This window comes from Roseovarius albus (assembly GCF_900172335.1).
Taxonomy (GTDB): Bacteria; Pseudomonadota; Alphaproteobacteria; order Rhodobacterales; family Rhodobacteraceae; genus Roseovarius; species Roseovarius albus.
In genome coordinates, this window is sequence record NZ_FWFX01000003.1 from 31,062 (window position 1) to 55,863 (window position 24,802).

General features: G+C 56.9%; 21 protein-coding genes. 5 read left to right on the forward strand and 16 right to left on the reverse strand.

Annotated features, from left to right (window positions below; genetic code table 11):
* Window position 1 precedes the first annotated feature (1 nt).
* A complete protein-coding gene (locus tag ROA7450_RS05515) occupies window positions 2–1,327 on the forward strand; it encodes an NAD(P)/FAD-dependent oxidoreductase (protein WP_085804698.1) in 1,326 nt (441 codons plus the stop codon).
* 9 nt (window positions 1,328–1,336) lie between these two features.
* Here the strand turns inward: ROA7450_RS05515 and ROA7450_RS05520 are convergent, their stop codons facing one another.
* Window positions 1,337–1,573: a hypothetical protein gene (locus tag ROA7450_RS05520; protein ID WP_085804699.1), complete on the reverse strand. Its 237-nt coding sequence runs from the start codon at window positions 1,571–1,573 to the stop codon at window positions 1,337–1,339.
* 287 nt (window positions 1,574–1,860) lie between these two features.
* On the opposite strand from ROA7450_RS05520, the gene ROA7450_RS20955 reads away from it, so the two are divergent.
* Window positions 1,861–2,583, forward strand: coding sequence for an AbiU2 domain-containing protein (locus ROA7450_RS20955; RefSeq protein WP_085804700.1), 723 nt, complete (start codon window positions 1,861–1,863; stop codon window positions 2,581–2,583).
* A 43-nt stretch (window positions 2,584–2,626) separates the two neighbouring features.
* Here ROA7450_RS20955 and ROA7450_RS05530 read toward each other — a convergent pair whose 3' ends face one another.
* Complete coding sequence (locus ROA7450_RS05530) at window positions 2,627–3,550, reverse strand: DMT family transporter (protein WP_085804701.1); 924 nt, start codon at window positions 3,548–3,550, stop codon at window positions 2,627–2,629.
* 124 nt (window positions 3,551–3,674) lie between these two features.
* On the opposite strand from ROA7450_RS05530, the gene ROA7450_RS05535 reads away from it, so the two are divergent.
* Both ROA7450_RS05535 and ROA7450_RS05540 read left to right on the forward strand, forming a co-directional pair.
* A complete protein-coding gene (locus ROA7450_RS05535) occupies window positions 3,675–5,177 on the forward strand; it encodes a malonate--CoA ligase (RefSeq protein WP_085805034.1) in 1,503 nt (500 codons plus the stop codon).
* 110 nt (window positions 5,178–5,287) lie between these two features.
* On the forward strand, window positions 5,288–6,634 hold the full coding sequence (locus tag ROA7450_RS05540; protein WP_085805035.1) for an 8-oxoguanine deaminase: 1,347 nt from the start codon (window positions 5,288–5,290) through the stop codon (window positions 6,632–6,634).
* Here the strand turns inward: ROA7450_RS05540 and ROA7450_RS05545 are convergent.
* From ROA7450_RS05545 to ROA7450_RS05595, 11 genes are all read right to left on the reverse strand, one after another.
* Window positions 6,631–7,458: an alkaline phosphatase family protein gene (locus ROA7450_RS05545; RefSeq protein ID WP_085804702.1), complete on the reverse strand. Its 828-nt coding sequence runs from the start codon at window positions 7,456–7,458 to the stop codon at window positions 6,631–6,633. The two genes, ROA7450_RS05540 and ROA7450_RS05545, sit on opposite strands and share 4 nt — an antisense overlap.
* Before the next feature lie 3 nt (window positions 7,459–7,461).
* Window positions 7,462–8,130, reverse strand: coding sequence for an ureidoglycolate lyase (locus ROA7450_RS05550; RefSeq protein WP_085804703.1), 669 nt, complete (start codon window positions 8,128–8,130; stop codon window positions 7,462–7,464).
* The gene (gene tmpB / locus ROA7450_RS05555; RefSeq protein WP_085804704.1) at window positions 8,127–8,726 is read right to left on the reverse strand and encodes a (R)-1-hydroxy-2-trimethylaminoethylphosphonate oxygenase; all 600 of its coding nucleotides are present in this window, start codon (window positions 8,724–8,726) and stop codon (window positions 8,127–8,129) included. Before tmpB ends, ROA7450_RS05550 begins: the two co-directional genes overlap by 4 nt.
* Entirely contained in the window at window positions 8,723–9,865 is a 1,143-nt protein-coding gene (tmpA, locus tag ROA7450_RS05560) for a 2-trimethylaminoethylphosphonate dioxygenase (RefSeq protein ID WP_085804705.1), read from the reverse strand. Before tmpA ends, tmpB begins: the two co-directional genes overlap by 4 nt.
* A 168-nt stretch (window positions 9,866–10,033) precedes the next feature.
* Complete coding sequence (locus ROA7450_RS05565; RefSeq protein ID WP_085804706.1) at window positions 10,034–12,499, reverse strand: GcvT family protein; 2,466 nt, start codon at window positions 12,497–12,499, stop codon at window positions 10,034–10,036.
* Between the two features lie 10 nt (window positions 12,500–12,509).
* Window positions 12,510–13,214, reverse strand: a complete 705-nt coding sequence (locus tag ROA7450_RS05570) for a hypothetical protein (protein WP_085804707.1) — start codon at window positions 13,212–13,214, stop codon at window positions 12,510–12,512.
* Complete coding sequence (locus ROA7450_RS05575; RefSeq protein WP_085804708.1) at window positions 13,211–15,196, reverse strand: oxidoreductase; 1,986 nt, start codon at window positions 15,194–15,196, stop codon at window positions 13,211–13,213. Before ROA7450_RS05575 ends, ROA7450_RS05570 begins: the two co-directional genes overlap by 4 nt.
* A gap of 1 nt (window position 15,197) precedes the next feature.
* On the reverse strand, window positions 15,198–16,238 hold the full coding sequence (gene tdh, locus ROA7450_RS05580; RefSeq protein WP_085804709.1) for an L-threonine 3-dehydrogenase: 1,041 nt from the start codon (window positions 16,236–16,238) through the stop codon (window positions 15,198–15,200).
* Window position 16,239: 1 nt separating this feature from the next.
* Entirely contained in the window at window positions 16,240–17,199 is a 960-nt protein-coding gene (locus ROA7450_RS05585) for a PLP-dependent cysteine synthase family protein (protein WP_085804710.1), read from the reverse strand.
* Window positions 17,196–18,392 (reverse strand): glycine C-acetyltransferase, encoded by a 1,197-nt coding sequence (locus tag ROA7450_RS05590; protein WP_085804711.1) that lies wholly within the window; start codon window positions 18,390–18,392, stop codon window positions 17,196–17,198. The genes ROA7450_RS05585 and ROA7450_RS05590 overlap by 4 nt, the downstream gene beginning before the upstream one ends.
* Before the next feature lie 22 nt (window positions 18,393–18,414).
* Window positions 18,415–19,935 carry a trimethylamine methyltransferase family protein gene (locus ROA7450_RS05595; protein WP_085804712.1) on the reverse strand — a complete coding sequence of 507 codons (1,521 nt, stop codon included), beginning with the start codon at window positions 19,933–19,935 and terminating at the stop codon, window positions 18,415–18,417.
* A 92-nt stretch (window positions 19,936–20,027) separates the two neighbouring features.
* On the opposite strand from ROA7450_RS05595, the gene ROA7450_RS05600 reads away from it, so the two are divergent.
* Window positions 20,028–20,924 (forward strand): LysR substrate-binding domain-containing protein, encoded by an 897-nt coding sequence (locus tag ROA7450_RS05600; RefSeq protein WP_085804713.1) that lies wholly within the window; start codon window positions 20,028–20,030, stop codon window positions 20,922–20,924.
* Here the strand turns inward: ROA7450_RS05600 and ROA7450_RS05605 are convergent.
* From ROA7450_RS05605 to ROA7450_RS05615, 3 genes are all read right to left on the reverse strand, one after another.
* Entirely contained in the window at window positions 20,921–22,921 is a 2,001-nt protein-coding gene (locus tag ROA7450_RS05605) for a hydantoinase/oxoprolinase family protein (RefSeq protein ID WP_085804714.1), read from the reverse strand. The genes ROA7450_RS05600 and ROA7450_RS05605 overlap by 4 nt on opposite strands.
* 47 nt (window positions 22,922–22,968) lie before the next feature.
* A complete protein-coding gene (gene queG / locus ROA7450_RS05610) occupies window positions 22,969–24,024 on the reverse strand; it encodes a tRNA epoxyqueuosine(34) reductase QueG (RefSeq protein WP_085804715.1) in 1,056 nt (351 codons plus the stop codon).
* 66 nt (window positions 24,025–24,090) lie between these two features.
* Complete coding sequence (locus tag ROA7450_RS05615) at window positions 24,091–24,729, reverse strand: cell wall hydrolase (RefSeq protein ID WP_143534376.1); 639 nt, start codon at window positions 24,727–24,729, stop codon at window positions 24,091–24,093.
* Window positions 24,730–24,802: the final 73 nt, after the last annotated feature.

The window sequence follows — 24,802 nt, forward strand, 5'->3', positions numbered from 1 at the left end:
CATGAAGCGTATCTTCCCGGCCTATACCTATAGCGAAGCGCCCCGCGCGCGTTGCTACTGGCCCACAACCGCAGACCTGCCGGACGTTGAAACAGCGTCGGGCACTTTACATGCTGACATTGCCATTATCGGTGCAGGCTACACCGGGTTGAACGCTGCCCTGCGTCTGGCCGAAGCTGGCGAAGATGTCATCGTGTTGGAGACCCACGCCCCCGGCTGGGGGGCCTCTGGCCGAAACGGGGGCTTTTGTGGTTTGGGCGGCTCCAAGGCCAGCGACCCGATGCTCAAGCTCATGTTCGGAGAAGCAGCCCGTAAAGAATACCGCTTGGCCGAGTGGGAGGCGGTCAAACACGTCACCCGCACGCTGGAAAAATACACCATCGGCGTTGATGCCCATTCTCATGGCGAAACGGTGGTGGCCCACACCCCCAAGGCCTTCAAAGGCTTCGCGGCTGAGGCCAAACAGACCGAGGCTGACCTTGGCGTCACGCCGACAATTATCACCGCCCAAGACATGCCCAAACACGGGCTCGGCACGCATTTTCATGGCGCGATGACCACCCCCATCGGCTTTGCCATCAACCCTCTGAAATACGTGCGCGGATTGGTCGATGCCGCCACCAAGGCAGGCGTTCGCCTCTTTGGCCATTCCCCGGTGCAGCGCATCGATCACGGCCAGGGCTTCACCCTCACCACCGACGCCGCCCAGATCAGCGCCAAGCGTCTAGTTGTGGCCACCAACGGCTATTCTTCGGATGACCTGCCCGACTGGCTGCGCAATCGCTATCTGCCAACGCAATCCAACATTCTGGTCACCCGCCCGCTCAGCGACGATGAAATCGCCACTCAGGGCTGGACCTCGCACCAGATGTGCCACGACTATCGCACCCTGCTGCATTACTTTCGCCTGATGCCCAACAAACAAATGCTCTTCGGCATGCGTGGCGGCATGTTCAGCTCATCCGGTGCAGACGCCCGCATGTACAAAACCATCCGGCGGCATTTCGACACCATGTTCCCGGCCTGGGCCCATGTGGAAACCCCCTACAGCTGGAACGGTCTGATCAGTATGGCGCAGGACCTGACGCCCTATGCTGGCCCGATCCCGGAATTGCCCGGCGCCTATACCGCGCTCTGCTACCACGGCAATGGCGTCGCCATGGGCAGCTATGCCGGGGCCCTATTGGCCGACCAGATGCAGGGAAAAACCGGAGACCTCCTCCACCCCAAAGTCATGCACAGCCCACACAAGAAGTTCCCCCTCGGCCGCCTGCGCCGCGCCACCCTCTGGCCGGTCTATGCCTACGCTGGGATGACGGGGAATTAGAGCCCCGTCTTAAGTCGCTTGTTTGTTCTTAGCCATTTTAACCAGTAAGCCGATCACGAGACCGACAACGAAAACAATCATACCTTCGTTGATCGCCTCTCCGGAGTTGGGTGCTGCAAGATATCTTTGAGCATAAAATGCATTTTCTTCGCCGCTGAATTTTATAGCGACATAAAACCCCATTGCGATTTTTAGGGTTCCAAAAGCAAGAAGTAACCAAGCAATGATCGAGCCAACTCTAATCAATTTTCTTTCTCCAATTCGATGTCATTAGGAGTATCTGATCCGCGCGAATATTCAACCTCCCGCCCGGCATCGCCGGGCAGCGCCCGACCTCCCCCCGGAGGGCGCTTTTGCACCCTCACTCCATACGGAAACGCCCTGAGTGTCGCGCAGTCTTATCATCCGACTAAGGGAACTAACGCCCTCCAAGTCGGTCGCTACCCTAGTGTTGTTAAAAGATAATTAACCTCTCCACCTATCGCTGTATAAAGTTAGCCAAATCAACTGTCTTCATCATAAGCTTACCCGATATGCACAAAGAAAAATCGCTCAAAGAGATACATAAAGTGTCACCCCAAGAAAGGTGGCAATTAGCTTGCAAAAAACTTCGGGGAGAGGACAGCACCGGTGCTGTCTCTTCTCTACTTCAACACATGCGAGAGCATGAAAACACCCAGTGGGTTGTGTACACTTCCCAACTCTCTGGCCAGTTACCTCGGTCTTATGCCGCGCATGCATTCTCCCAACTTCAGAACACACTACTAGAATATGAAATCGTTAGATTGTGCACATTCTGGGACCCAATCGATCTTGATAGTCAAAGCATCCCAACAATAGTTGCATTAGCCGATTGCCAAGGGGTCTCAAACTGCGTGTATGAAGATCACTTCTCACACTATGCAAGTTTTGATCTTAGTTTAGCTAAGAATTGGAGTGCAAAAGCCCGCCGCCAATTGCGCACAGGAATACGAGGTGCGTACTCAATTGAAGAATCTGATATTCTAAAAAGTGTGAAAAATTTCCGGGATAAACTTGCCCATCAACTAGAGCAAACTCGTGAAGAAAAGAGAGGCGCTGTACCTTTGCCCAGATATGGTGACGAAAAAAAGCTGCTTCGCAAAACGATTACTGTAGTTAACAATCTATATCTTAGCCTCAACGCTACCGGGTTCGATTGGCAGGGAGCAAAGGAAATAAATCGTCGGAATGCTAAAGCATTCTGGAAGGGTGTGACAATTCAAGTAAAACAATAATAATTCAGCACCCGATATTGTCGAAGAAATATTTTCACCCTCCCTACCCCTGCGGCGTCTTTAACGGCCTTGCCTTGCCCCGTTGCAATCCCAACTGCCGTTCGCGCCAGATGATGATGCAGCCCGCCAGCACCACCAGTGACGCGCCCAACAGCATCGTCTTGGTCGGCACCTCGTCAAAGATGAAATAGCCAATCAACAACGCAAAGATCATCGAGGCATAATCAAACGGCGCCACCACGCTGGCATCAGCAAATCGATAGGCCGAGGTCAGGAAAATCTGCGCCAACCCGCCGATCAGCCCGGCCAGCACCAGATAGACCCATTCGGCCTGCGTCGGCCAGACCCAGCCCAGCGGAAGGGTCAACAGCGATAGCAAGGTTGAGGTCAGCGAGAAATAAAACACAATCGCCGCCGTCTGCTCGGTCGCGACCAGTTTGCGGATATAGATCTGCGCCAGCGCCGCGCACAGCGCCCCCATCAGCACCAGCACCGCCCCCACGGCGGCGGCGGTCTCCACCGTCGGCCCGCTCAGGGTGCTCAGCCGGGGCATTAGCACGATCATCACACCCACCAGTCCCAGCGCCACCGCACCGATCCTGAACACACCGACCTTTTCGTTCAGAAACATCGCCGCCAGCACCACGGTCATCAGCGGCGCGGCATAGCCCAGCGCCGTCACCTCAGGCAGCGGCAACAGCCCCAGCCCGGCAAACATCATCCCCATCGCCGCTGTACCCACAAACCCGCGCCAAAAATGCCCCATCGGCGACTGTACCTTGAGGCCCGTCGACAGCTCATGCCGGTACCACAGCCAGATCAGGATCACCGGAATGGCAAAGAACGACCGGTAGAACACCGTCTGCCCGGCGGGCACATGATCAGACGCCGCCTTGATCAGTGCCGACATCACGATGAACAGCATGACGGCGATGAGTTTCAGAAGGATGCCTTTGATCGGCTGCATAGTGAATTTCCTCTTATCCCCGATGCATGATCCGATCCCGGCAAAAGGTCAATCTCAACCCTTGATTTTAGGGGGCAGGCTCAGGCAAAGAGTTTGTACAAAACTGGGGGTCAAAATGTACAACTTGTACAAAAATAATCACTTGCTCAGCCAGCTTTCCGTAGCGGGTGATCCTGACAAGATCTTTGCCACCCGCCCCGGTCTGCCTGATGTCAGTTATCGTGATTTATTCGCTGGGGCCGAGCGCATGGCTGCCACGTTAGCGGGCCTAGGTGTGACCCCGGGTGATCGGGTTGCAGTGCAGGTGCCTAAGTCTATTGAAGCAATCCAGCTTTACCTTGGCACCGTCATGGCGGGGGGCGTGTTTCTGCCCCTCAACACCGCCTATACCGGTGCGGAATTGGCCTATTTCTTTGGTGATGCCACGCCTGCGGTAATCGTCTGCGATCCTGCGCGTCTTGGAGAAATCACTCCGCTTTCCGGACAGGCTTCGGTCCTCACCTTGTCAGGCGGTGGCAGTGGCACATTAACAGACGCATCCAATGCGCAACCCTCTGGTTTCATTTCGGTTTCTCGCGACCTCGATGACCTCGCCGCGATCCTTTACACTTCTGGCACCACGGGTCGTTCCAAGGGCGCAATGCTCAGCCATAACAACCTGTCTTCGAACTCCGCGACCCTGCGCGATTACTGGAAATTCACCCCCGATGACGTGCTGATACACGCCTTACCGATCTTTCACACGCACGGGCTGTTCGTGGCTACAAACGTGGCGCTTCTGGCCGGGGCTTCGGTGCATTTTCTGCCGGGGTTTGATGCCGACGCGATCATCGCAGCCATGCCCACATCGACATCCTTGATGGGAGTACCCACCTTCTATACCCGTCTATTGGACCACCCCGGCCTGACGCCCGAGGCAACCCAGAACATGCGGCTCTTCATCTCCGGCTCTGCCCCGCTCTTGGTCGAAACCCACGAACGCTGGGAGGCGTCCACAGGCCACCGCATCCTTGAACGTTACGGAATGACCGAAACCAATATGAGCACCTCCAACCCCTATGACGCTGAACGCCGGGCTGGCACCGTCGGTTTCCCCCTGCCCGGTATCGAGCTGCGTGTCATGCAGGATGGCCTAGAGCTACCACAGGGCAATATTGGAGTACTTGAAGTCCGCGGACCGAATGTATTCCAAGGCTACTGGCAAATGCCCGAAAAAACCGCCGAAGAACTACGCCCCGATGGATGGTTTATCACCGGAGATCAAGGTTTCATTGATAACCTCGGTTATGTCACCATCGTCGGTCGCGAAAAGGACATGGTGATCTCTGGTGGTTTCAACGTCTATCCCAAAGAAGTTGAAAACCTGATTGATGACATTGAGGGCGTCAAAGAATCCGCCGTCATCGGTGTGCCCCACCCAGACTTTGGCGAAGCCGTGGTTGCCGTGATCGTACGCACAAACGAATGCCTAACTGCAGGCCACATCGCCGCGGTCCTCAATGACAACATCGCCCGCTACAAACAGCCCAAATCGATCCAGTTCCTTTCTGAACTCCCCCGAAACACGATGGGTAAAGTTCAAAAGAAGGCCCTGCGGGAACAGTACAAAAACCTCTTCGTTTCATAGCTCCTGTTGACCTGACCACCCCCCAGCATATACCAAGGGGCACGCTGGTTCTTACCCGTTTTCCACCAGCCACACACTCCACTGAGGCGGGCAAAGAAGGAGTGTTTGATATGACTGGATTCCTGATCCGCAACGCCAATATCATTCTGACAATGGACGATGAACGACGACAGTTCTCCGGGGCAGATATTTTGATCCGAGATGGCGTGATCGCAAACATCGGGCATGACCTTGAAACTACGGGTGAAATTCACGATGCCAAAGGCTGTGTCGTCACGCCGGGGCTGATCAATACCCACCACCATCTCTACCAGTCCCTGACCAAGGCGGTTCCAGGCGGGCAGGATGCGTTGTTGTTCGGCTGGCTTCAGACGCTCTATCCGATTTGGTCCCGTTTTGGCCCCGAAGAGATGTTTATCTCCGCACAGATCGGACTGGCAGAACTGGCCATGTCCGGTTGTACGCTCAGCTCGGATCATCTCTATCTCTTCCCAAACGGGGCACGGCTTGATGACACCATCGCCGCCGCACAAGAGATCGGCCTGCGCTTTCACCCGACACGCGGCGCGATGAGCATCGGTGAAAGTGACGGTGGCTTGCCGCCCGATAGTTTGGTGGAATTCGAGGCAGCCATATTGGAGGATTCCATTCGCGTGATTGACGCCTTCCACGACGCTTCGGAGGGTTCGATGCTGCGCGTCGGCCTAGCCCCCTGCTCACCATTCTCAGTCGGCCGCGATTTGATGCGCGACGCTGCCCTGTTAGCACGCGATAAACAGGTCATGTTGCACACGCACCTTGCAGAAAATGATGAGGATATCGCCTATTCTGAACACAAGTTTGGATGTCGCCCCGGACAATACGCCGAAGACCTGGGATGGACCGGACCAGATGTCTGGCACGCGCATTGTGTCAAACTTGATGGCAAGGAAATTGACCTGTTCGCGCGCAGTGGCACAGGAGTTGCTCATTGCCCGTGTTCCAACTGCCGTTTGGGCAGTGGCATCGCTCCGGTGCGGCAGATGCGGGATGCGGGGGTCAACGTCGGCCTTGGTGTGGATGGATCAGCCAGTAACGACTGTGGCAACCTGTTCTCTGAGGCACGTCAATCGATGCTGCTGCAACGGGTGGCCAACGGAGCCGATGCCATGTCGGCCCGTGAGGCGCTTGAGATTGCCACCCGCGGTGGTGCCGATGTCCTGAACCGGCCAGACTGCGGCCGGCTAGCCGTGGGTAAACGTGCAGACATAGCGATTTGGGATGTGTCTGGCGTTGAGAGTGCGGGCAGTTGGGACCCTGCCGCCCTGCTTCTGGCCGGCCCGACAAAAGTCAAACATCTCTTTGTCGAAGGTCGACAGGTTGTACGCGATGGGCATCTCACCACAATCGACCTGCCCCGCGTGATTGAGCGCCAGAACAAACTGGCTCTCAGTCTGCGAGAGCATTCAGGGCTTTAGCACAAGGTGGGTGCCCGCATCGTGTCGGGTAAATCCACGCCCAGCAGTTTCAACACTGTGGGAGCTATGGATTTTTGGTCCAGCACCTCCCCTGCCGGGGCATCCACCAGATCGCTGAACACATAGAAGGGCACCTGGCGCAGTTCTGGTTGATCACCGGCGTGGTGATGGTCGGAATTGATGCCGTGGTCGGCAGTCACAAACACCTCATACCCGGCCTCGCGCAGGCGCGGGACCAGACGGGCGAGGGCAATATCCACCTTACTCGCCTGAATCCGATACTCAGAGGATTCACCGCCAAACCAATGCCCCAGCGTGTCGCAGCTTGAGGTGTGAAACAGCAGGTAATCCGGTGCGTGATCACGGGCGATGCCCCAGACTTGCGCGCACAGGTCGACCTCGGCTGGCATGGCCGAGTTCTCGGGGCAATATCCTTCCATCGAATAGTACCGCGCATGCGGGATCGGGGCGTCCGGGTCGTTAATCTCACCATGCTCAAAAGGGTCAAACGACGAGCCGCCATAAAGCGTGTGATAATAGCAATGCGCGACCGACCCGGTCACGCGACCCGCCTGTTTCAGGATCGAAAACAGGTTGGGTTTGTTTGAGGGGCGGATCATTTCGTTGCCGATAATCCCATGTTCGACCGGCGGCAAGCCGGTGTGGATGGTTTCGTACAAAGGCGCGGAAATGGTCGGCAGTTCGCTTTGCATTTGCCACAGGCGGGCATGGCCTGCCTCAACAGCAGCTTGCAGATAGCCGCAATCAGAAAGAGCCGTGTCATAGCGCAGGCCATCGACGATGATCAGGCAGGTTTTGGTCATGTTTTACAGGTCTTTGACTTTGGAGGGATCAAGCGGGCAGGACAGGTAGACTCCGAATTCCTGGCCGATATCGGCGCTCACGCGGGCATGCACAGCCCCCTGACGATCAAGGAAGCGCTGGTCATCCTGCACCGGGAAAATCCCCTCGTGCCAGATACCGGCGTGGATATAGAGGCCCTTATCCCCGTCGCACCAGAAGGCCACCACCTTGTCCAGGGTAAGGTTGTCGCCCGGCAGGGCAACCGGCACGATGAAGGGCTTGTTGTCGATCGGCCAGAACATCTGCCCACCATCGGGGTGATAATTCATGTGCCACAGCAACACCTGATCGCGTGGTGCAGTTTGTGCTTCGGTCTTGGCCTGCTGCGGGTCGGTGGACCAGCCCAGAACATAGTTGCCATTGACCGCCTCGTTCTCACCATAAAGAACATCGCCCTGCCAAGTTCCCTTGAACACACCTTCGACATAGCCACCCTCGTCACCGGTGCCCTCGTCAATCGGACGCCAGCCCTGTTGTGGCCAGCGGGTGATTGTGATCTCGAACGAATCCGGATCATCAACCAGACAGCCATACCCTTCGACGCTTTTCTCGGTCGCGCGGATCAGCGGCACCTCATGCCATGGCAAAGAAGGTTTGCTGGAGGCTTCAAAGATGTATTCGGGGGCGTTCATGCGATTACCTCTTCAAAGTGCCTATCCACCATGCGTTTGACCATCGGTGCAAAATGCCAGTAGTCCGGCGTTTCCATGCCCGCACGTTTGCCCGCCTCGTCCAGATAGCGCACCGCGATGATCTGCTTGAGGTTGGGGTTTTGCTCGAACTCGGCGACTTCCTCGGTATTCATCGGCCCGCCTTGCAGGTTCAGTGAATGAATCGAAGCCTCTGACAGGCGGCCGAAATACTCGGGCTTGGTGGCACACAGGTACCGCTTGGCCGCCACGTGATAGCGGCAGCAATCGGTGATCACGCTCGGAAAGAACCGCTCGAGAACCTCGGCCCCGGCATCTTCGTGATGCCGGTCCTCGGTGTCGTCCATGGTGAAAGTGCCGAACTCGGACGTGAAATGCCCGATGTCGTGCAACAGTGCGCCAACGATGATTTCCTCGGGTTGACCATTCTGTTCGGCAATGGTGGCACCTTGCAACATATGCTCGCCCATGGTGACAGGCTCGCCAAGGTATTCCTCGCCACCGCGCCGATCAAAAATCGACCCGATGAAATCGACGATGTTATCACGATTCAGGTTTTCGATATCTGGCTTGCTCATTCTGCGGCCATCCCGGTTTGCTGTGCCAATGCCGCGTAAGTGGACCGCAAGCCGTCCATGTCGGCATAACATCCTTGGAACCAGCGGGTGCCTGTTCCGGAATAGGCTTTGCGCGCATGCAGAACCCGTGTGTTATCCACGATGAAACTCTCGCCCGGCTCCAAACGAAAGGTGACTTCCATATCCGGGTCATCAATGATTTCGCCCAACCGACGATAAGCCGCATAATAGGTTTCCATCTCATCAAATGGCACATCCGTAACTGCAGCCAATGACCGGTTGTTGAACCGTACGCCGACCAGTTCCCCATCAGGGGCCAGTTCAATCATCGGGCGGCGCGATTGCAAGCAGACACCTTCTTCGCCCGCGTATTCAAAGCGCGCGCAGTATTGGCTCAGGACGCGGAAGTATTCCTCATTTTCTTCGCGCAAGCGCAGCGCAGCAGCAAACCCATCAACCACCATGTTTTCACCGCCTGCAGCAGAGCTTTCGAGGCAATAGAGCACCTGCACGGACGGCACGGGATCGCGATACGGGTTGTCAGTGTGCGCCTGAAGCCCCAGCCCAGTGAAGGCCAGATTTGTTGGGTTCACTTCGGTGCGCACCTCAAAATGCTTGCCGTAGTTGGTATCGCGGACAAATCCAAACAGATCGACCACGTCGAACAAAGCCCCATCTTTGATCGGGCCATTTTCAATTTTGCCGAAGCCATAGCGCGTGACGGCCCCCAACCAGTCCCGCAGGGCATCCCCGCCTCGTGAAAGTGCCTCAAAGTCGCCTGTTGGCACGGCTGTCTGAAGTTTCGCGGTCCAGGGCTCAACATCATCACCTATCCAGCCGGCTACACGAACTTCAGCGCGATCATAGGCATGATCCATTAGCCACGCTGGATCAAAGGCAATCTCGCGGCCTTCCGGCGCGAAGGTCACGGTCACCTGATCGCCGTCCACTTTCGCATCTGCGATATGCGTATCAGCCGGGATGTCGCGCAGTGCGATCAAACGCTGGCCATTGCCGGGTGCGCGGGTTTTTTCGTCCCACGCGTTGTCCCGCAGCCACATGGCATGGAACCGCGCCTGAACCGGCCCGGTTGTCAGCCGAATCGCACGACCTTCATCAATAATTTCTACGGCATTCATCGCTTATCTCCTGTACGCAAGCTGGCTCGCCAATGTCCGTTCGCCTTTAGCATCGGACAGTAACGGCTTTGCGTCATTCAGGGATGCGACGTCCTACTATGTCCAAAAACGACAAAAGCAGGTCTGTTTTGCCCGGGTCGACGATGATTCGACCCGGGCGGTTTTTTACTAGGCGCGCATGTTCGCACCGTTGGCGTCATAGATCGGCGCGCCCAGAACCTCAGCGTCATACATCTCGCCCAGGATCTCGACCTGCAGTTTTGAACCCGCTTCAGCGTGCTCTGAACTGACATAGGCCATCGCCATGGATTTTCCTGCATGGTGCGCATATCCGCCCGAGGAAATGTATCCCACAGCCGCGCCTTCGCTCAGCACCGCCTCGTCATTGCTGACGTCAATGCCGTCAACATCGATGGTCAGGATCACCAGCCTGCGCGCCACACCTTCATCGCGGAATTTCTGCGTCGCTTCCTTGCCAACAAAGTCCTTCTTCCAGTTAATGAAGACGTCCATACCGGATTCAACCGCGTTGAAATCAGGACGGAAATCAAGCGTCCAGACACCCCAGCTCTTCTCAAGGCGCATCGACATCAGTGCCCGCGCACCGTACCAGCGATAGCCCAGATCGTCGCCGGCCTCTTCGATCGCCTCGGCCAATTTGATCAAGTACTGCGGCTTGCAGTAGATCTCATACCCCAGTTCCCCCGAGAAGCTGATCCGGTTCAGGATCACCGGCACGCCGCCAACGTAAGTCTGGCGCAGATCGCGGAATTTGAACGCCTCGGCCGAGACATCATCACGGCTGATCCGCTGCAGCAACTCGCGCGATTTCGGCCCCGACAGTGCAATCCCGTGCCAATCATCCGAGACATTTTCATAAGACACATCGCTTGGCAGGTCTTTTTCAAACCAGCGGCGGTGTGCTTCCTGCATGGCACCCGACCCAAATAGGATGAAATGCTCTTCATTCAGGCAGGCCACAGTCAGATCACCGTAAAGCTTTCCGGCAGGGGTCAACATCGGGGTCAGTGTCAGGCGGCCCGGCTTGGGCACATAGCCCGCCAGGGTGCGGTCCAGATAGGCGCGTGCGCCTGCGCCCTTGAACTCATGCTTAGCAAAGTTCGCAATCTCGATCCCGCCGACAGCTTCGCGCACCGCTTTGACCTCGCGCGCAACGTATTCATGACTGCGGTTGCGCTCAAATGTTGGCTCTTCGTGGGCATCCTCTGGGCTGTCGGCAAACCACAGGGCATTTTCAAGGCCAAAGCCCTGCCCCATCCGCGCGCCTTTAGCGATCAGGCGATCATAAAGTGCTGTGGTTTTCTGCAAACGACCCTTTGGCAAGGTTTCGTTCGGGAAGGTCATCACAAAGCGACGCTCGTAGTTTTCGGTCGACTTCACGGTGCCCCAATCGGGGGTTGCCCAATCACCAAAGCGCGCCACATCCATGGCCCAGACGTCGATGGATGGCTCACCATCGATCATCCACTCCGCCATGGTCAGGCCGACGCCGCCACCCTGACAGAAACCAGCCATGACACCCACTGCACACCAGTAGTTCTTCATGCCCGGAACCGGTCCGATCATCGGGTTGCCATCAGGACCAAAGGTGAACGGCCCGTTGATCGCATCCTTGATGCCCGCATTGCCGATGGTTGGAATACGTTCAAAGGCCAGTTCCAGCCGGTCAGCGATCCGATCCAGATCGGGTGCCAGCAGTTCGTGACCAAAGTCCCAAGGTGTACCACCGACCTTCCAGGGCGTGCCTTTAGGCTCATAAGTGCCCAATAACATGCCCTGCCGTTCCTGACGGAAGTAAATGTTAGCCTCATAGTCGATGCCCGCAGGCAAACGACCCGCGCCTCCGGGTTTCATCCGCTCAACGATTTCAGGGATCGCATCGGTGATCAGGTAGTGGTGCTCCATCGGTTGCACCGGGATATTGATGCCCTGCATATGGCCAACTTCGCGTGCCCAAAGGCCACCACAGTTGACGATATGTTCGGCGTTGATCACACCCAACGGCGTTGTCACATCCCAAGACCCATCAGGGCGTTGCTCAGTTTTTGTTGCCGCGCAATGGGTGAAATACTGCGCGCCGTGGACCTTTGCCGCCTTGGCAAAGGCATAGGTCGCGCCAGATGGGTCAAGATCACCGTCCTGATCATCCCACAGCGCTGCATAGTATTGGCTGGTGTCGATCAGAGGGTGCCGCTCGGCCAGTTCCTTGGGGCTGATGAACTCCTGATCCAGCCCCATGTAGCGCGCTTTTGAACGCTCACGCTTAAGGTAGTCATACCACGTCTTGTTCGAAGCCGCGTAAAACCCACCGGTCATGTGGAGGCCGACGGAATGACCCGAGGTCTCCTCAATCTCTTTATAAAGATCAATGGTATAACCCTGCAGACGGCTGATGTTGGGATCCGAACTGATAGTGTGGATCTGCCCCGCCGCGTGCCAACTGGAACCAGAAGTCAGCTCATCGCGCTCCAGCAGAACAACATCTTTCCAGCCAAACTTGGCGAGGTGGAACAGGATCGAGCAGCCGACAACACCACCACCAATCACCACCACTTTGGCGTGCGATGGCAGTTTTTTGGCGCCAGTGCTTTCCTCTTTTTGAATCTCAGGCATGATTGTCCTCTTAGTTTTCAAGTTGTTCGATGATGAGCGCGTGGAACGACCACAAGCCACTCAGGTTATAATCTTCGCAATTCAATGGAATCAGACTGATGCGCTCCGTGATCCGGCTCAGGGTTTGACCTGCCCCGCCAACGCGGCACTCCCAATCACCTTCCGCATAAAGGTCATAGAAATCGATGCGGTCCTCGCGGCGATAGTCTTCTTCGCTTTCAAATAGCGGGTATTCCGCGCGCAAAATCGCCAGTTGCGCCCGCCCTGCGGCGCGGATTGCGAACGGCGTCAGCACCTGCGTCTCCCCCTTCATCAACGCACCCTCGACCAGCGCAAAATCCTCAACTTCCCAGGGCGACGGCACCAACGGTTCCGCGCCAAGCTCGCGCAGAACTTCCATCATGTCATAGGTGTCACCTTCGCGTTCGGTGATCGCGCCGGGAAACAGAAAGTCATCGGTTTCCAAATGATTGACCCCGATCCGACGCAGAGGCCAGTATTGCGTGGCTTCCCCCGTATCCAGGCTGATCTCGATCAGGTGCTGATCGTGCAGCCCATGAAAGTGGGATCCAAGATTATCGGTGATGTCTCGCAAGACATAGAAATGTGACTGCGTGGCTGCCAATATGCGATCATCCGAAAACGTCACCCGCGGTGGGGTCGCCATGGCCACTCCGGCCAACAGACAAAGTAGAACAGTCAATAATCGCATCATTTTGCGCCTCCAATCTCCAATCCGGCTTTACGGCCTTCGTAAAATGCGTAAGGCGCTTGGCGCGGGGCGGCCGCATCGCCAATCAGCAGTGGATTCCGCTCTTCGATCTCGGTTGAAATCGGATCAAAGGCGCGGTTGGTCGTCGCCATTACCAAGGCAGAGGCTGCGATCTCCTGCTCGCTTCCGTCCAACAAGTTGCGCACCGTTGCCCCTTGCCCGTGCCAAGCGGCGATCGCGCTTTCGGTGATGAACGACACGCCCAACTGCGCCAAACGTGCGCGGATCGGTATATCCGCGCTGGTGCGGGCCAACTCCTTGCCCACATACGGATCAGGCGTGACAATTGTCACCTGCTTGCCTGCTTCGGCCAGATGCCATGCTGTGCCAATGCCACGCATGTTGCCGCCCTCATCATAAACGATCACGCTATCACCTAGTCGCGCGTCGCGACGCATCACCTCTTCGGGCGCATAGACATTGCCATGCTCCGACCCCGGCAAGGGTCCGAGCTGCGGGAACCAGCGTTGGGTCGCGTCCTCATCCGGCAAGGAGCCAGTCGCAAGAATAACCTCGTCGAACTCGACCTCTTGCAGGTCTTCCGCATCAAGGTAGGAGTTCAACATCACCTTCACGCCCAGCTTATCTAACTGCCGTTCATACCAGTCCATCAAATCGATGATTTGCGCGCGACGCGGCTGTTCTCCAGCCAACCGAAACTGACCACCTATCATGGTGGAGGCCTCGTGAATTTCCACGACATGCCCACGTTCAGCCGCGACCCGTGCCGCTTCCAACCCAGCCGGGCCAGCGCCGATAACCAGCACGCGCTTGGGGGTGTCAGTTTTTACAAACCGATCTCCACCCCACACGTGTTCGCGCCCCGCCGAAGGGTTGATAAGACAGGAAATCCAGTAATCCCTTGAGCGCCGCCCCCAGCACATTTGATTGCAGGAGATACAGCCTCGAATGTCCTCCGGGCGGCCCTCTGTCACTTTGCGCGCCAAATGCGGGTCGGCAATTTGCCCGCGCACAATCGCCACCAAATCAGCCTCGCCGGAGCTCAAAACCGTTTCGGCATTTTCTGGAGTGCGGATACCACTTTCGGCCTGCACCTTAGCATGCGTCAGTTCGCGTTTCAGGACTTCAGTCGTGGAAACGGTAAGCTTCTCTCCTACTGCAAAGGTCGGCATCAGGTTTTCGAAATCCATGTATCCGCCAGAACCGCAGGTCACGTAATCCAGATGTCCGGTGGTGTCATGCAACGCGACAATCTCGGTCAGGGCCTCGGTCGCACTTAGCACTGGAACGGCGGATGAGCTGACCGACATCCCAACAATGAAGTCCTCACCACAAGCCCGGCGAACTCCTTCTAAGATACGCATCGACATGCGCGTGCGGTTTTCCAGCGATCCACCCCACTGATCATCGCGCCGGTTGCTCCAGGGCGTCCAAAACTGCTCCAGTAATGAATGGTAAGCCGCCCAAATCTCGACCCCATCAAAACCTGCTTTATGACACCGCACCGCCGCCGCAATGAAGGCAGCGATCATTTCTTCGATCTCAGGCTCGGTCATCGCATGGCTGCCATCGCTATCGTGATAGCTGGGCAGACCCGAAGGCCCCCAATGTGGCTGGTAGCTCAGGTCAGAATCGCCGTGTGCGCCCACATGGTAAAGCTGTTGCAACACCACTGCGCCCGCGTTCTGTACCGGCTCCACGATCTTGCGAAAGGCCGGGATCACCGTGTCATCTTCGGCGAGGAAATTCCCGCGGGTCAGAACGCCCGTGCGATGCACCGGCATCGGCTCGGCCACGATCATGCCCGCTCCGCCAATTGCGCGTTCCAACAGATACGCGCCGAATTGTTCCCCCGGCAGACCGCCCTCTGACATATTTGCCGTATGCGCGCCAAACGTGATCCGGTTGCGCAACACCTTGTGGCGCAGAGCAAGCGGTTCAGTCAGGCGCGGGAACTGGCTCATCTCAGGCGTCCCAATCCATGACAACCTTGCAGGCAGAGCCATCGTGCATGGCTTCAAAGCCGCTCGCAAATTCATCGATCCCAATGCGATGCGTGATCAGGCCGGACACGTCCAAGCCCCCCTGCACCAACGCGATCATCTTGTACCAGGTTTCAAAGATCTCGCGGCCGTAGATGCCCTTGATGTGCAGCATCTTGAAAATGACCTTGTTCCAGTCGATCTCAAAACTGGCCGGCGGGATTCCCAACAGGGCAACACGCCCTCCATTGTTCATCGCAGATATCATATCGCGAAATGCAGGGGCCGCACCTGACATCTCCAAGCCGACATCAAACCCTTCGGTCATTCCGATACGGGGCATGATGTCACGCAGCGATTCCTGATCGGCCCGGATAGTATGCTCGACCCCCATCTCCCGCGCCAGTTCAAGTCGCCCGGGATTGATGTCGGTGATCACGACCTTGCGCGCGCCGACCTGTTTGGCGATCATTGCTCCCATGATCCCAATAGGACCGGCCCCGGTCACGGCGACGTCTTCACCTACTAAGTCAAAGGACAACGCGGTATGCACGGCATTGCCCAACGGATCAAAGATCGCAGCAATCTCATCCGAAATATCATCCGGGATCGGCACGACATTGGTTTGTGGAAGACACAGGTATTCCGCAAAACTGCCGGCCCGTGTCACGCCCACACCTTCGGTGTTGCGGCACAAATGACCCTTACCCGCACGACAGTTGCGGCAATGGCCACAAATCACATGTCCTTCACCAGACACGCGCTGCCCGACCTCAAAGCCAGCCACTGCCGAACCGATCTCGACAATCTCGCCGCAAAACTCGTGACCCGTCACCAACGGCACAGGCACAGTTTTCTGCGCCCATTCATCCCAGTTCCAGATATGCACATCGGTCCCGCAGATTGCGGATTTCTTGACCTTGATCAGCACATCATTTGGCCCCGGTTCGGGCACTGGCACATGTTCCATCCACAGGCCGGTTTCGGGCTGGGCTTTCACCAATGCTTTCATCTGGTTTTGCATGTCATGCTCCCCATAAATCTGTCGACAGATATTTCAGACCGCTGTCGCACACGACCATCGCCACTGTTCCACCCGTTTCAGGCCCGCGCAGCAACTTTACCGCCGCTGCCAAGTTGGCCCCGGCAGAATAGCCGCCAAAGATGCCTTCTCTTTGGGCCAATAGCCGTGCGTGGTCTCGCGCTTCTTTCCCGGACACTGTCAGCACGCCAGACAGTTCGACACCGTTCAGGTGCTCAAGGTCCGAAATCAAATAACCGCCACCTTGAATTGGATGGTCTGGTTTGGAAACCTTTCCGCCCGCGATGGCCTCGGCTCCTTCAGGTTCGACCCCGTAGCAGTTCACACCTTTCGGCATGAAAAACCGCGCACATCCCCCCAAGGTGCCACCGGACCCTGCAAAATCACAAAAGGCCGTCACCTTACTCTGTGTCTGCCCCCAGATCTCCGGCGCTGTACCGGTTTCATGCGCCTTTGGGTTGCCATCTCGCATAAACTGATCAGCCCGAAAGGCTTTGCGCTCTGCTGTTGTCCGCTGTGCAGTCTCATCAACCAGCGCCAGATCAGCACCCGAAACTTCACCCTTCCGGCTTCCCTCCGCTTGCTGTACCAGAATAACCTCGGCCCCTAGCGCGCGCATCATTCGGGCACGCTCTTCGGAATTGCCTTCGCTCATGACAGCAATGAATGGATGCCCTAGAATGCCGCAGACAATGGCCAAACCGGTCCCCATGTTGCCTGAGGTCAACTCGACAACAGCCTGCCCCTCAGCCAAATCGCCCGACGCACGCGCCTCTTCAATAATGGCTTTCGCCGCACGGTCCTTCTTGGAAAGACCTGGCAAAAGATAGTCCAATTTGGCAACGATCCGGCCATCCAGACCCAAGGTCTCTACCACGCGGCTCAGGTTCACCAACGGTGTCTCTCCGATCGCATCTATGGCCGAAGGCAGCAGCGGTTTCACTTGATCACTCCCAACTCGCGGCCCACAGCCTCGAAAGCATCAATCGCCTGATCCAGCATTTCACGGGTTAACGCTGCACTCATCTGTGTGCGAATTCGGTCTTGGTCACGTGGCACAACCGGGAAGCTGAAGGCGGTGACATAAACGCCGCGCTCGTTCAGCTTGGCTGCCATCTCCTGCGCCAGTTTTGGATCGCGCAGCATCACGGGAATGATCGCATGTTCCCCCGGCAGCAGTTCAAACCCCAGCGCGCCCATACGTTCGCGAAAATAAGTGGCGTTTTCCCACAGCTTTGCGCGCAGGGCATCGCCATTATCCAATATGTCGAACACTTTCAAAGACGCGGCCGCAATGACCGGAGCCAAGGTGTTTGAAAACAGATAGGGACGTGACCGCTGGCGCAGCCAATCGACCACCTTGGCCGAGGCGGCGGTGTACCCACCCGAAGCTCCGCCCAACGCCTTACCCAAGGTTCCGGTGATGATATCGACGCGGTCCATCACGTCGCAATGCTCGGGTGTGCCACGCCCATTGGGGCCAACGAACCCCACTGCGTGGCTGTCATCCACCATGACCATGGCATCGTATTCTTCGGCCAAGTCGCAGATCTCTTCGAGCTTGGCAAAGTAGCCATCCATCGAGAAAATCCCATCTGTGGCAATCAGCCGGTGTTTCGCACCCGACGCTTCCTGCAAACACCGTTCCAGATCGGCCATGTCGGAATTTGCATAGCGATACCGCTGCGCCTTGCACAGGCGTACGCCATCGATGATGCTAGCGTGGTTCAAAGCGTCTGAAACAATCGCGTCCTCTGGGCCCAAAATAGTCTCGAACAGACCAGCGTTGGCATCAAAGCAGCTTGAATAAAGAATGCAGTCTTCCATCCCAAGAAAACCAGCGATCCGCTTTTCCAACTCTATATGTTCTTCCTGCGTGCCGCAAATGAAACGCACAGACGCCATGCCATAACCATAACGATTTAGTGCATCACGCCCAGCCTGAATGATGTCTTCGTTATCCGAAAGCCCCAGATAGTTGTTGGCACACAGGTTGATCACCTGATCACCCGAAGCTAAGGCCACCTGCCCCGCCTGTTTGCTGCTGATCACCCGTTCGGATTTGTACAGCCCGTCGTCACGCAGCCCGTCCAGCCGCCCCGCAATGTCTTGGTCAAATCTGTCTGATGCACGCATGGTCTGTCCTCCCTTTGGTCTTTTAGTACCATGCCTCAGGTATTTCTGATTTGCGACGGGCAACGTAATCGCGCAGTTCTTCGTCCTTGGCTTCATCAAGCTTGGGCGCTTCATACTGGTTGAGCATGGCGTTCCATTTTTCATAGGCGCGCTGACGCATGTCTTTTGATCCACCCTCTTCCCAGCTTTCGACATTTTCGCTGTCACTCAGCGCGGGTTCATAGAACGCGGTGGTGTAGTTGCGCATCGTGTGGGCAGATCCAAGGAAGTGACCACCCGGGTCAACTTCTTCATAAGCATCGCGTGCGAACGCCTCGTCCGAGATATCCAATCCTTCACCCAGCACCTTTTGATAGCTCCCCAGACGATCCGCATCCATGATCAGTTTTTCAAACCCGGTACAGAGGCCGCCCTCCATCCAACCGGCAGAGTGCAGAACAAAGTTCGCCCCGGCCAGCATGGTTGAATGCATCGAATCCGCGCTTTCGTACGCTGCCTGCGCATCCTCGATCTTGCTTGCGGTCAAAGACCCACCACAGCGCAGCGGCAGACCGGCCCGGCGGGCCATCTGGCCGATGGCGTAGTTCGAAATTACCGGCTCGGGCATGCCGAATGTTGGCGCGCCAGACTTGAGGCTCATCGAACTGAGGAAGTTGCCCAGAATAAACGGAGCCCCCGGGCGCACGACCTGCGCAAAGGCACAGCACATCATCGCTTCGGCCATTGCTTGCGTGACACTGGCGGCTGTTGAGACCGGCCCCATTGCGCCCGACAGGATAAACGGCACCACAACGATCCCCTGCCCACGTCCGCAATAGACCCGGATCGCCTCGGTCACCACGCGGTCGACCAGCAGCGGCGAGTTTGTGTTAACGTTGCCCATGATGACGCAATGCTCGTCCATCACATCCTTACCATGCAGGATCTCGGCCATATCAACGCTGTCCTGCGCGCGGCTCATCTCGGTGATGGCCCCCAGATGGGGCTTATCACTGCGGGTCATGTGGGTATAAACCATATCCAGATGGCGATGGCTGACCGGCACATCGCACGGCTCGCAAATCACCAGCCCGGTGTGATGCAGGTTTGGGTGCATATAGGCCAGCTTCACCAGCTTCTCGAAGCTTTCCATATCGCCATAACGCCGCCCACATCCGACATCGCGTACGAAAGGTGCGCCATAGATCGGGGCAAAGACCTGATTGGTGCCACCGATGGTGACATTGCGCGCAGGATTGCGGGCCACTTGGGTAAATTCGCGCGGTGCCTTGGCACACAGGCTACGAATCCAGTCGGCAGGTGCCTTGACGATGTCACCTTCGATCTGTGCACCGGCTTCCTTCCAGATCCGCAACGCCTCGGGGTCATCGCGAAAGGCGATGCCGATCTCTTGCATGATCCAGTCAACCTGCGTCTCCAGCTTGACCACCGCCTCTTCGTCCAAGATGTCATAAAATGGCAAACGCCGCTGCACATGAGGCGAGGCCGGGGCGACAAAAGCCTCTGTTTCTGTGGTGCGTCTGCTTCTTGCGCGTCGTGCCATGTGCCGAGTCTCCTATGTCTTAAAATCAATCTAATACAGTTTTTTTATCCTGTGATCCTTGCAAATATCATGGGTTTGCATAACCTGTGTTTATGCAAGAACTTTGGAAACTTGTCTCATCCCCCCGTCATTTGTTGGTGTTCGAGGCCGCCGCCCGCACCGGGTCTTTCACCCGTGCGGCGCAGGAACTGAACGTGCAACAGCCCGCGGTATCCGCCGCAATCAAGCAGTTGGAAACAGCTTTGGGCGTGCAACTCTTTGCCCGGGCGCATAAGTCCGTGCGGCTGACACAATCTGGCGAACGGCTCTTTACCGACGTCACCGCCTCGTTCGACCGGATCTATCAAACCGCCAGCATGCTCAGCCAACGCCATGCTCAGGAACATGTGACGCTCTCGGCCTCCACCGCCTTTGCCCACTATTGGATGGTGCCCAAGCTCACGCAATTTCACAAAGCTCATCCTGATGTCGATTTGCGATTGCAAACTTCGGATCGCGAGCCCGACATCGGGGCCGAGGGCATCAGCCTTGCCATTCGGCGCGGTCACGGAATTTGGGAAGGCTGCCACTCTTCCCTCATCGCGCCAGAGGTGATATCCCCGATCGCCTCCCCCCGCGTGATGGCTGCAGCGGTGAACCTCAAGACCATCGCCAATCTAATGCACCAGCCTCTGATCCACCTCGAAGAACCTGTGCGCGACCGCCCCGGATGGGCTGAATTCTTTGCTCATTGGAATGTACCCTATGCCGAGCCACGCTCAGGCCTGCGATTGAACGACTACGCGCTGGTGTTGCAGGCCGCCATTGCTGGCGAAGGTTTCGCCATAGGCTGGCATCACACTGTTGATAACTTAATCGCACAAGGCTTGCTGGCAGCACGCGAGGAATGGACCTGGCGCACTGATGCAGGATTTTATCTGGTTTGGTCGTCAACGACACCGCTTAGCCCACAGGCAGAAAAGGTGCGCGACTGGCTAGTCTCGCTTTAGGCAGCGATCCGCGGACGACCCGAAGCCTCAACCGATATCTCGGCTTCCAGAAACACTTCGCGTGCTTCAGCCTCTGCCGTGCGCAAGTCACGTGACATCGATACGGAAATATCTTCTGCTCCGGCAACTTCAGCCTCATGACGCGCGTCCTTCGACAAGACCGCTTCCAGAGCCTCCATTGCCTGCTCGGCATCTGAGAAATCCTCGGGCCCAGTTTCAAAGTGCACCCGGAATCGCCCCTCCGCCGGGCTAGTCACGGTCCCGCTTCGGCGAATCGTCACCCGGCCAACCACCGCACCAATCGCATTGGCCACACCGGCATGCTCAGGCAAGATCATTTCGCAATCTAAGCGATCACCCACAGCAGGATAATAGCTGGGCGCTGACGCCCCGAGACCGATCACCGGCACGTTGATACCAGTATCAATCCGCACCAAACCTTTGTGTTTGTCCAAGCCGCGTTGCATCAACACATGCCGCGCCAGTTCAGACGGGCGCAGACCGAAACTGTTTTCTTCCTCATCAAAAGCCGCCTCCAGCAAGGCCAGCGATGTCTGATGCGTCAGCTGATCAATGATCATCTGCGCCATCTTCTGCGGTTCCGGGTTCAGCATATTGCCCGAACCGGTGCGTTTGCGTCCGGTCAACTCCAGCGCTTTCAGTGCCGCCTCGCCGTCCCAGCTGTTCAAACGGCCAAGAACGTGGCTGGCATCCGACGGTGTCACGCCAGACACCTGCACCAACCCGCGTGAAACCAGACGTTTCAGCGCTTGCCCTTCCATCCGAGTTTTCAGTATCTTGGCGACCGGATGCACCTCGGTGCCGATCCGTTCCAGCAACGCCTCATCACGATCCTGCAAACCGCCTGCTTCAATTCCGGGCACAGCACGTACAAATTTCGTGTCATATTCACCCGGTGTCGAGCTGCGCACCTGCTCATCCAGCACCGCATGCACCACTTCCGGGGCCTGCATCGCCATCAGGCTGACTGGTACGACACGTCGAGGGCCAAGCGTGACACCCCCGATAAGCCCCTCGTCATTGACGTGCACTTCACTGTCACCCCCAAGGCCTGTGGTGCGCATCGCCACCGCCTCGACCATAGTCCGCCACGGCCCAACCCGCGCACCCGCCGGGTCAATCGCCGGGCGGCCATCGCGCAGAACGGCCACATCGGTGGTGGTGCCGCCAATATCCGAGACCAGAGCAAAGTCAGCGCCCGTCATCCAGCGTGCGCCAACGATGCTGGCCGCCGGACCACTCAAAATTGTCTCAATGGGGCGTTCCCGCGCCTGCTCGGCTGAAATGAGCGCCCCATCGCCACGTACCACCATCAACGGCGCATCAATGCCCAGCTCATTCAGCTTGCCCTCGGCCTTTTCGATCAGCCGCGCAATCATGCCGATCAGACGTGCGTTCAAAACGGCCGTAAGGGCGCGCTTAGGGCCGTTCAGCTTCGCAGACAATTGATGTGAGCACGACACCGGACGCCCGGTGATCTCTCGGATCATCTCGGCGGCTGCCAATTCATGTGCCGGATTGCGTGTTCCAAACTGCGCCGCCACAGCAAAGGCCGATGCTCCGTGATCTGAGGCCAGCCACTTGGCCAGCGCCTCTCTATCAAAGGCCTTTGCTTCGCCACCTGCGTGGTTATGTCCGCCCGCGATCACTATCGCAGGATCACCCGCCAAAGCCTCACTCAGTCCGTGCGTTTCAAGGTCACGCTCGCGAAAACCAATATAGATCAAACCAACACGACCACCCTGCCCTTCGACCAATGCATTCGTGGCCAGAGTGGTCGACAAGGACGCCATGCCAATGTCCGTGATATCCGCGCCGCTTTCAGCCAGAACCGCCTCGACCGCTTTGCCAATGCCTTCGGCCAGATCGTGGCGGGTGGTCAGGGATTTGGCAGATGCGATGACATCCTTTTCATCGCGGATCAGCACCGCATCGGTATAGGTTCCACCTGTATCAACACCTAATAGCAATGCCATTTGTCCCGCTCCCTCACTCTGTTCGCAACAGGCCGTTTAACGGGTTTTCACGGGCTTTCCATCCCCTTTGCGTCATTTTCCAGTCGCAGAACCGCCCAGCGCGCCGCATCGGCGATTGTTTCGTCCGGATCCTCACATAAATCCTGCGCAAACCTGCGCAAATCCGCCCGCCCGGAATTACCAATTGCATAAAGCACGTTTCGGACGAATCTATCCCGCCCGATGCGTTTAATCGGGCTGCCGGAAAATTTGGCCCGGAACGCGGTATCATCCAGTTGCACCAGATCCGCCAACTCCGGCGCGATCAAATCTTCGCGCGCATGATAACGCAGTTCGCGCGCTTCAACTGCAAACTTGTTCCACGGGCAGGCCGCAAGGCAATCGTCGCAGCCGTAGATACGGTTGCCCATCAATGAGCGTAGTTTCGGATCAATCGGGCCTTTGTGCTCAATCGTCAGATAAGAAATGCATCGGCGTGCATCCAATTGATAGGGCGCCGGAAAGGCATCGGTCGGGCAGGCGTCCAGACAGGCCCGGCATCGACCGCAGTGATCAACTTCCGATCTATCCGTTGGCACCTCCAGCGTCGTAAACACCGACCCTATAAAGAACCAACTGCCCAAGTGCCGACTGACTAGATTTGTATGCTTACCTTGCCAGCCGAGCCCCGCCGCCTGCCCCAAGGGTTTTTCTGGCACCGGTGCAGTATCGACAAAAACCTTCACCTCACCGCCACCCTCGGCAATCAACCAACGCGCTAACCGTTTCAGGCGCTTCTTGACCAGATCATGGTAGTCTTTGTTGCGAGCATAAACCGATATGGTGCCGATATCCGGCTGGTCTACAGTCGCCATAGGATCTTCATTTGGCGTATAACTTTCGCCCAGTACAATCACTGACCGCGCCTCGGGCCACAGCATAGACGGATCACCCCGCCAATGACTGCGCTCTTCCAACCAACCCATCTGGCCTTGGTATCCCTGTTTGAGAAATTCCGCCAACCGTTCCGGCACCCGCGGCACATCCCACGGCCGGCAGACCCGGCAGGCGTCGAAACCTTCAGATAATGCCTGCGCAACCAGAGCCTGTTTCAATGACTCCATATCGCGCACTCTCCTGTCAGTCTGATTTCTAAGGCCTTTCGCACATAACGCGTACGACTTTGACCATCAACCTTCGCTCTCTTCGCTGGGCGGATCATCTGGACCCAGAAAGAGGTGGTTGCCAATATTGGCCAGAGGTTTCATCTTCTTCGCCCAGCTTGGAGAGACGGAGTGCGCATGGTAATAGATCGCCCCATTGGTGAAGCCCCACGCGCCATGCTCTAGCAAAAACGCAGCCACACGCTGCGCACGCTCATATGCCCCAGCCTCAGAGTATTCCTCAGGCAATCCATCACAGGCATAGCTAAACTGACAGGCGTTCTTGTTCTTGCTGCCTTGATAGATCACATCACAAACAGAATCGGGAAACGTCGAATGATCCACACGGTTCAAAATCACCTCGGCCACCGCAATTTGCCCGCGCACCGTTTCGCCACGCGCCTCGAAATACAGCGCTTCGGCCAGACATTTTTGATCTTCCGTCATCTTTTCGGGGAATGGCAGCCCGGCCACCCAAATCGAATCCAGTAAGGAAATCTCATTCAACGTCGGTGCAGGAGGCAGATCGTCCCGCTCTGGCCGCTCCAACTCATAGGTTCCAACCAATGGCGTATCCGAAGTGGCGTGTCTAACTAAAGCGGCGACCAACATCAGGCTTGTCGTGGCGACAAGTCCGGCAAAAATAAACTCACTGCGTAGCTTCATCCACATCCTCCCGCCCTCAGGTTAGAGGACTCCGCGCCAAAATAGCAAGACATCGGGAATGGGGCGAATTTGT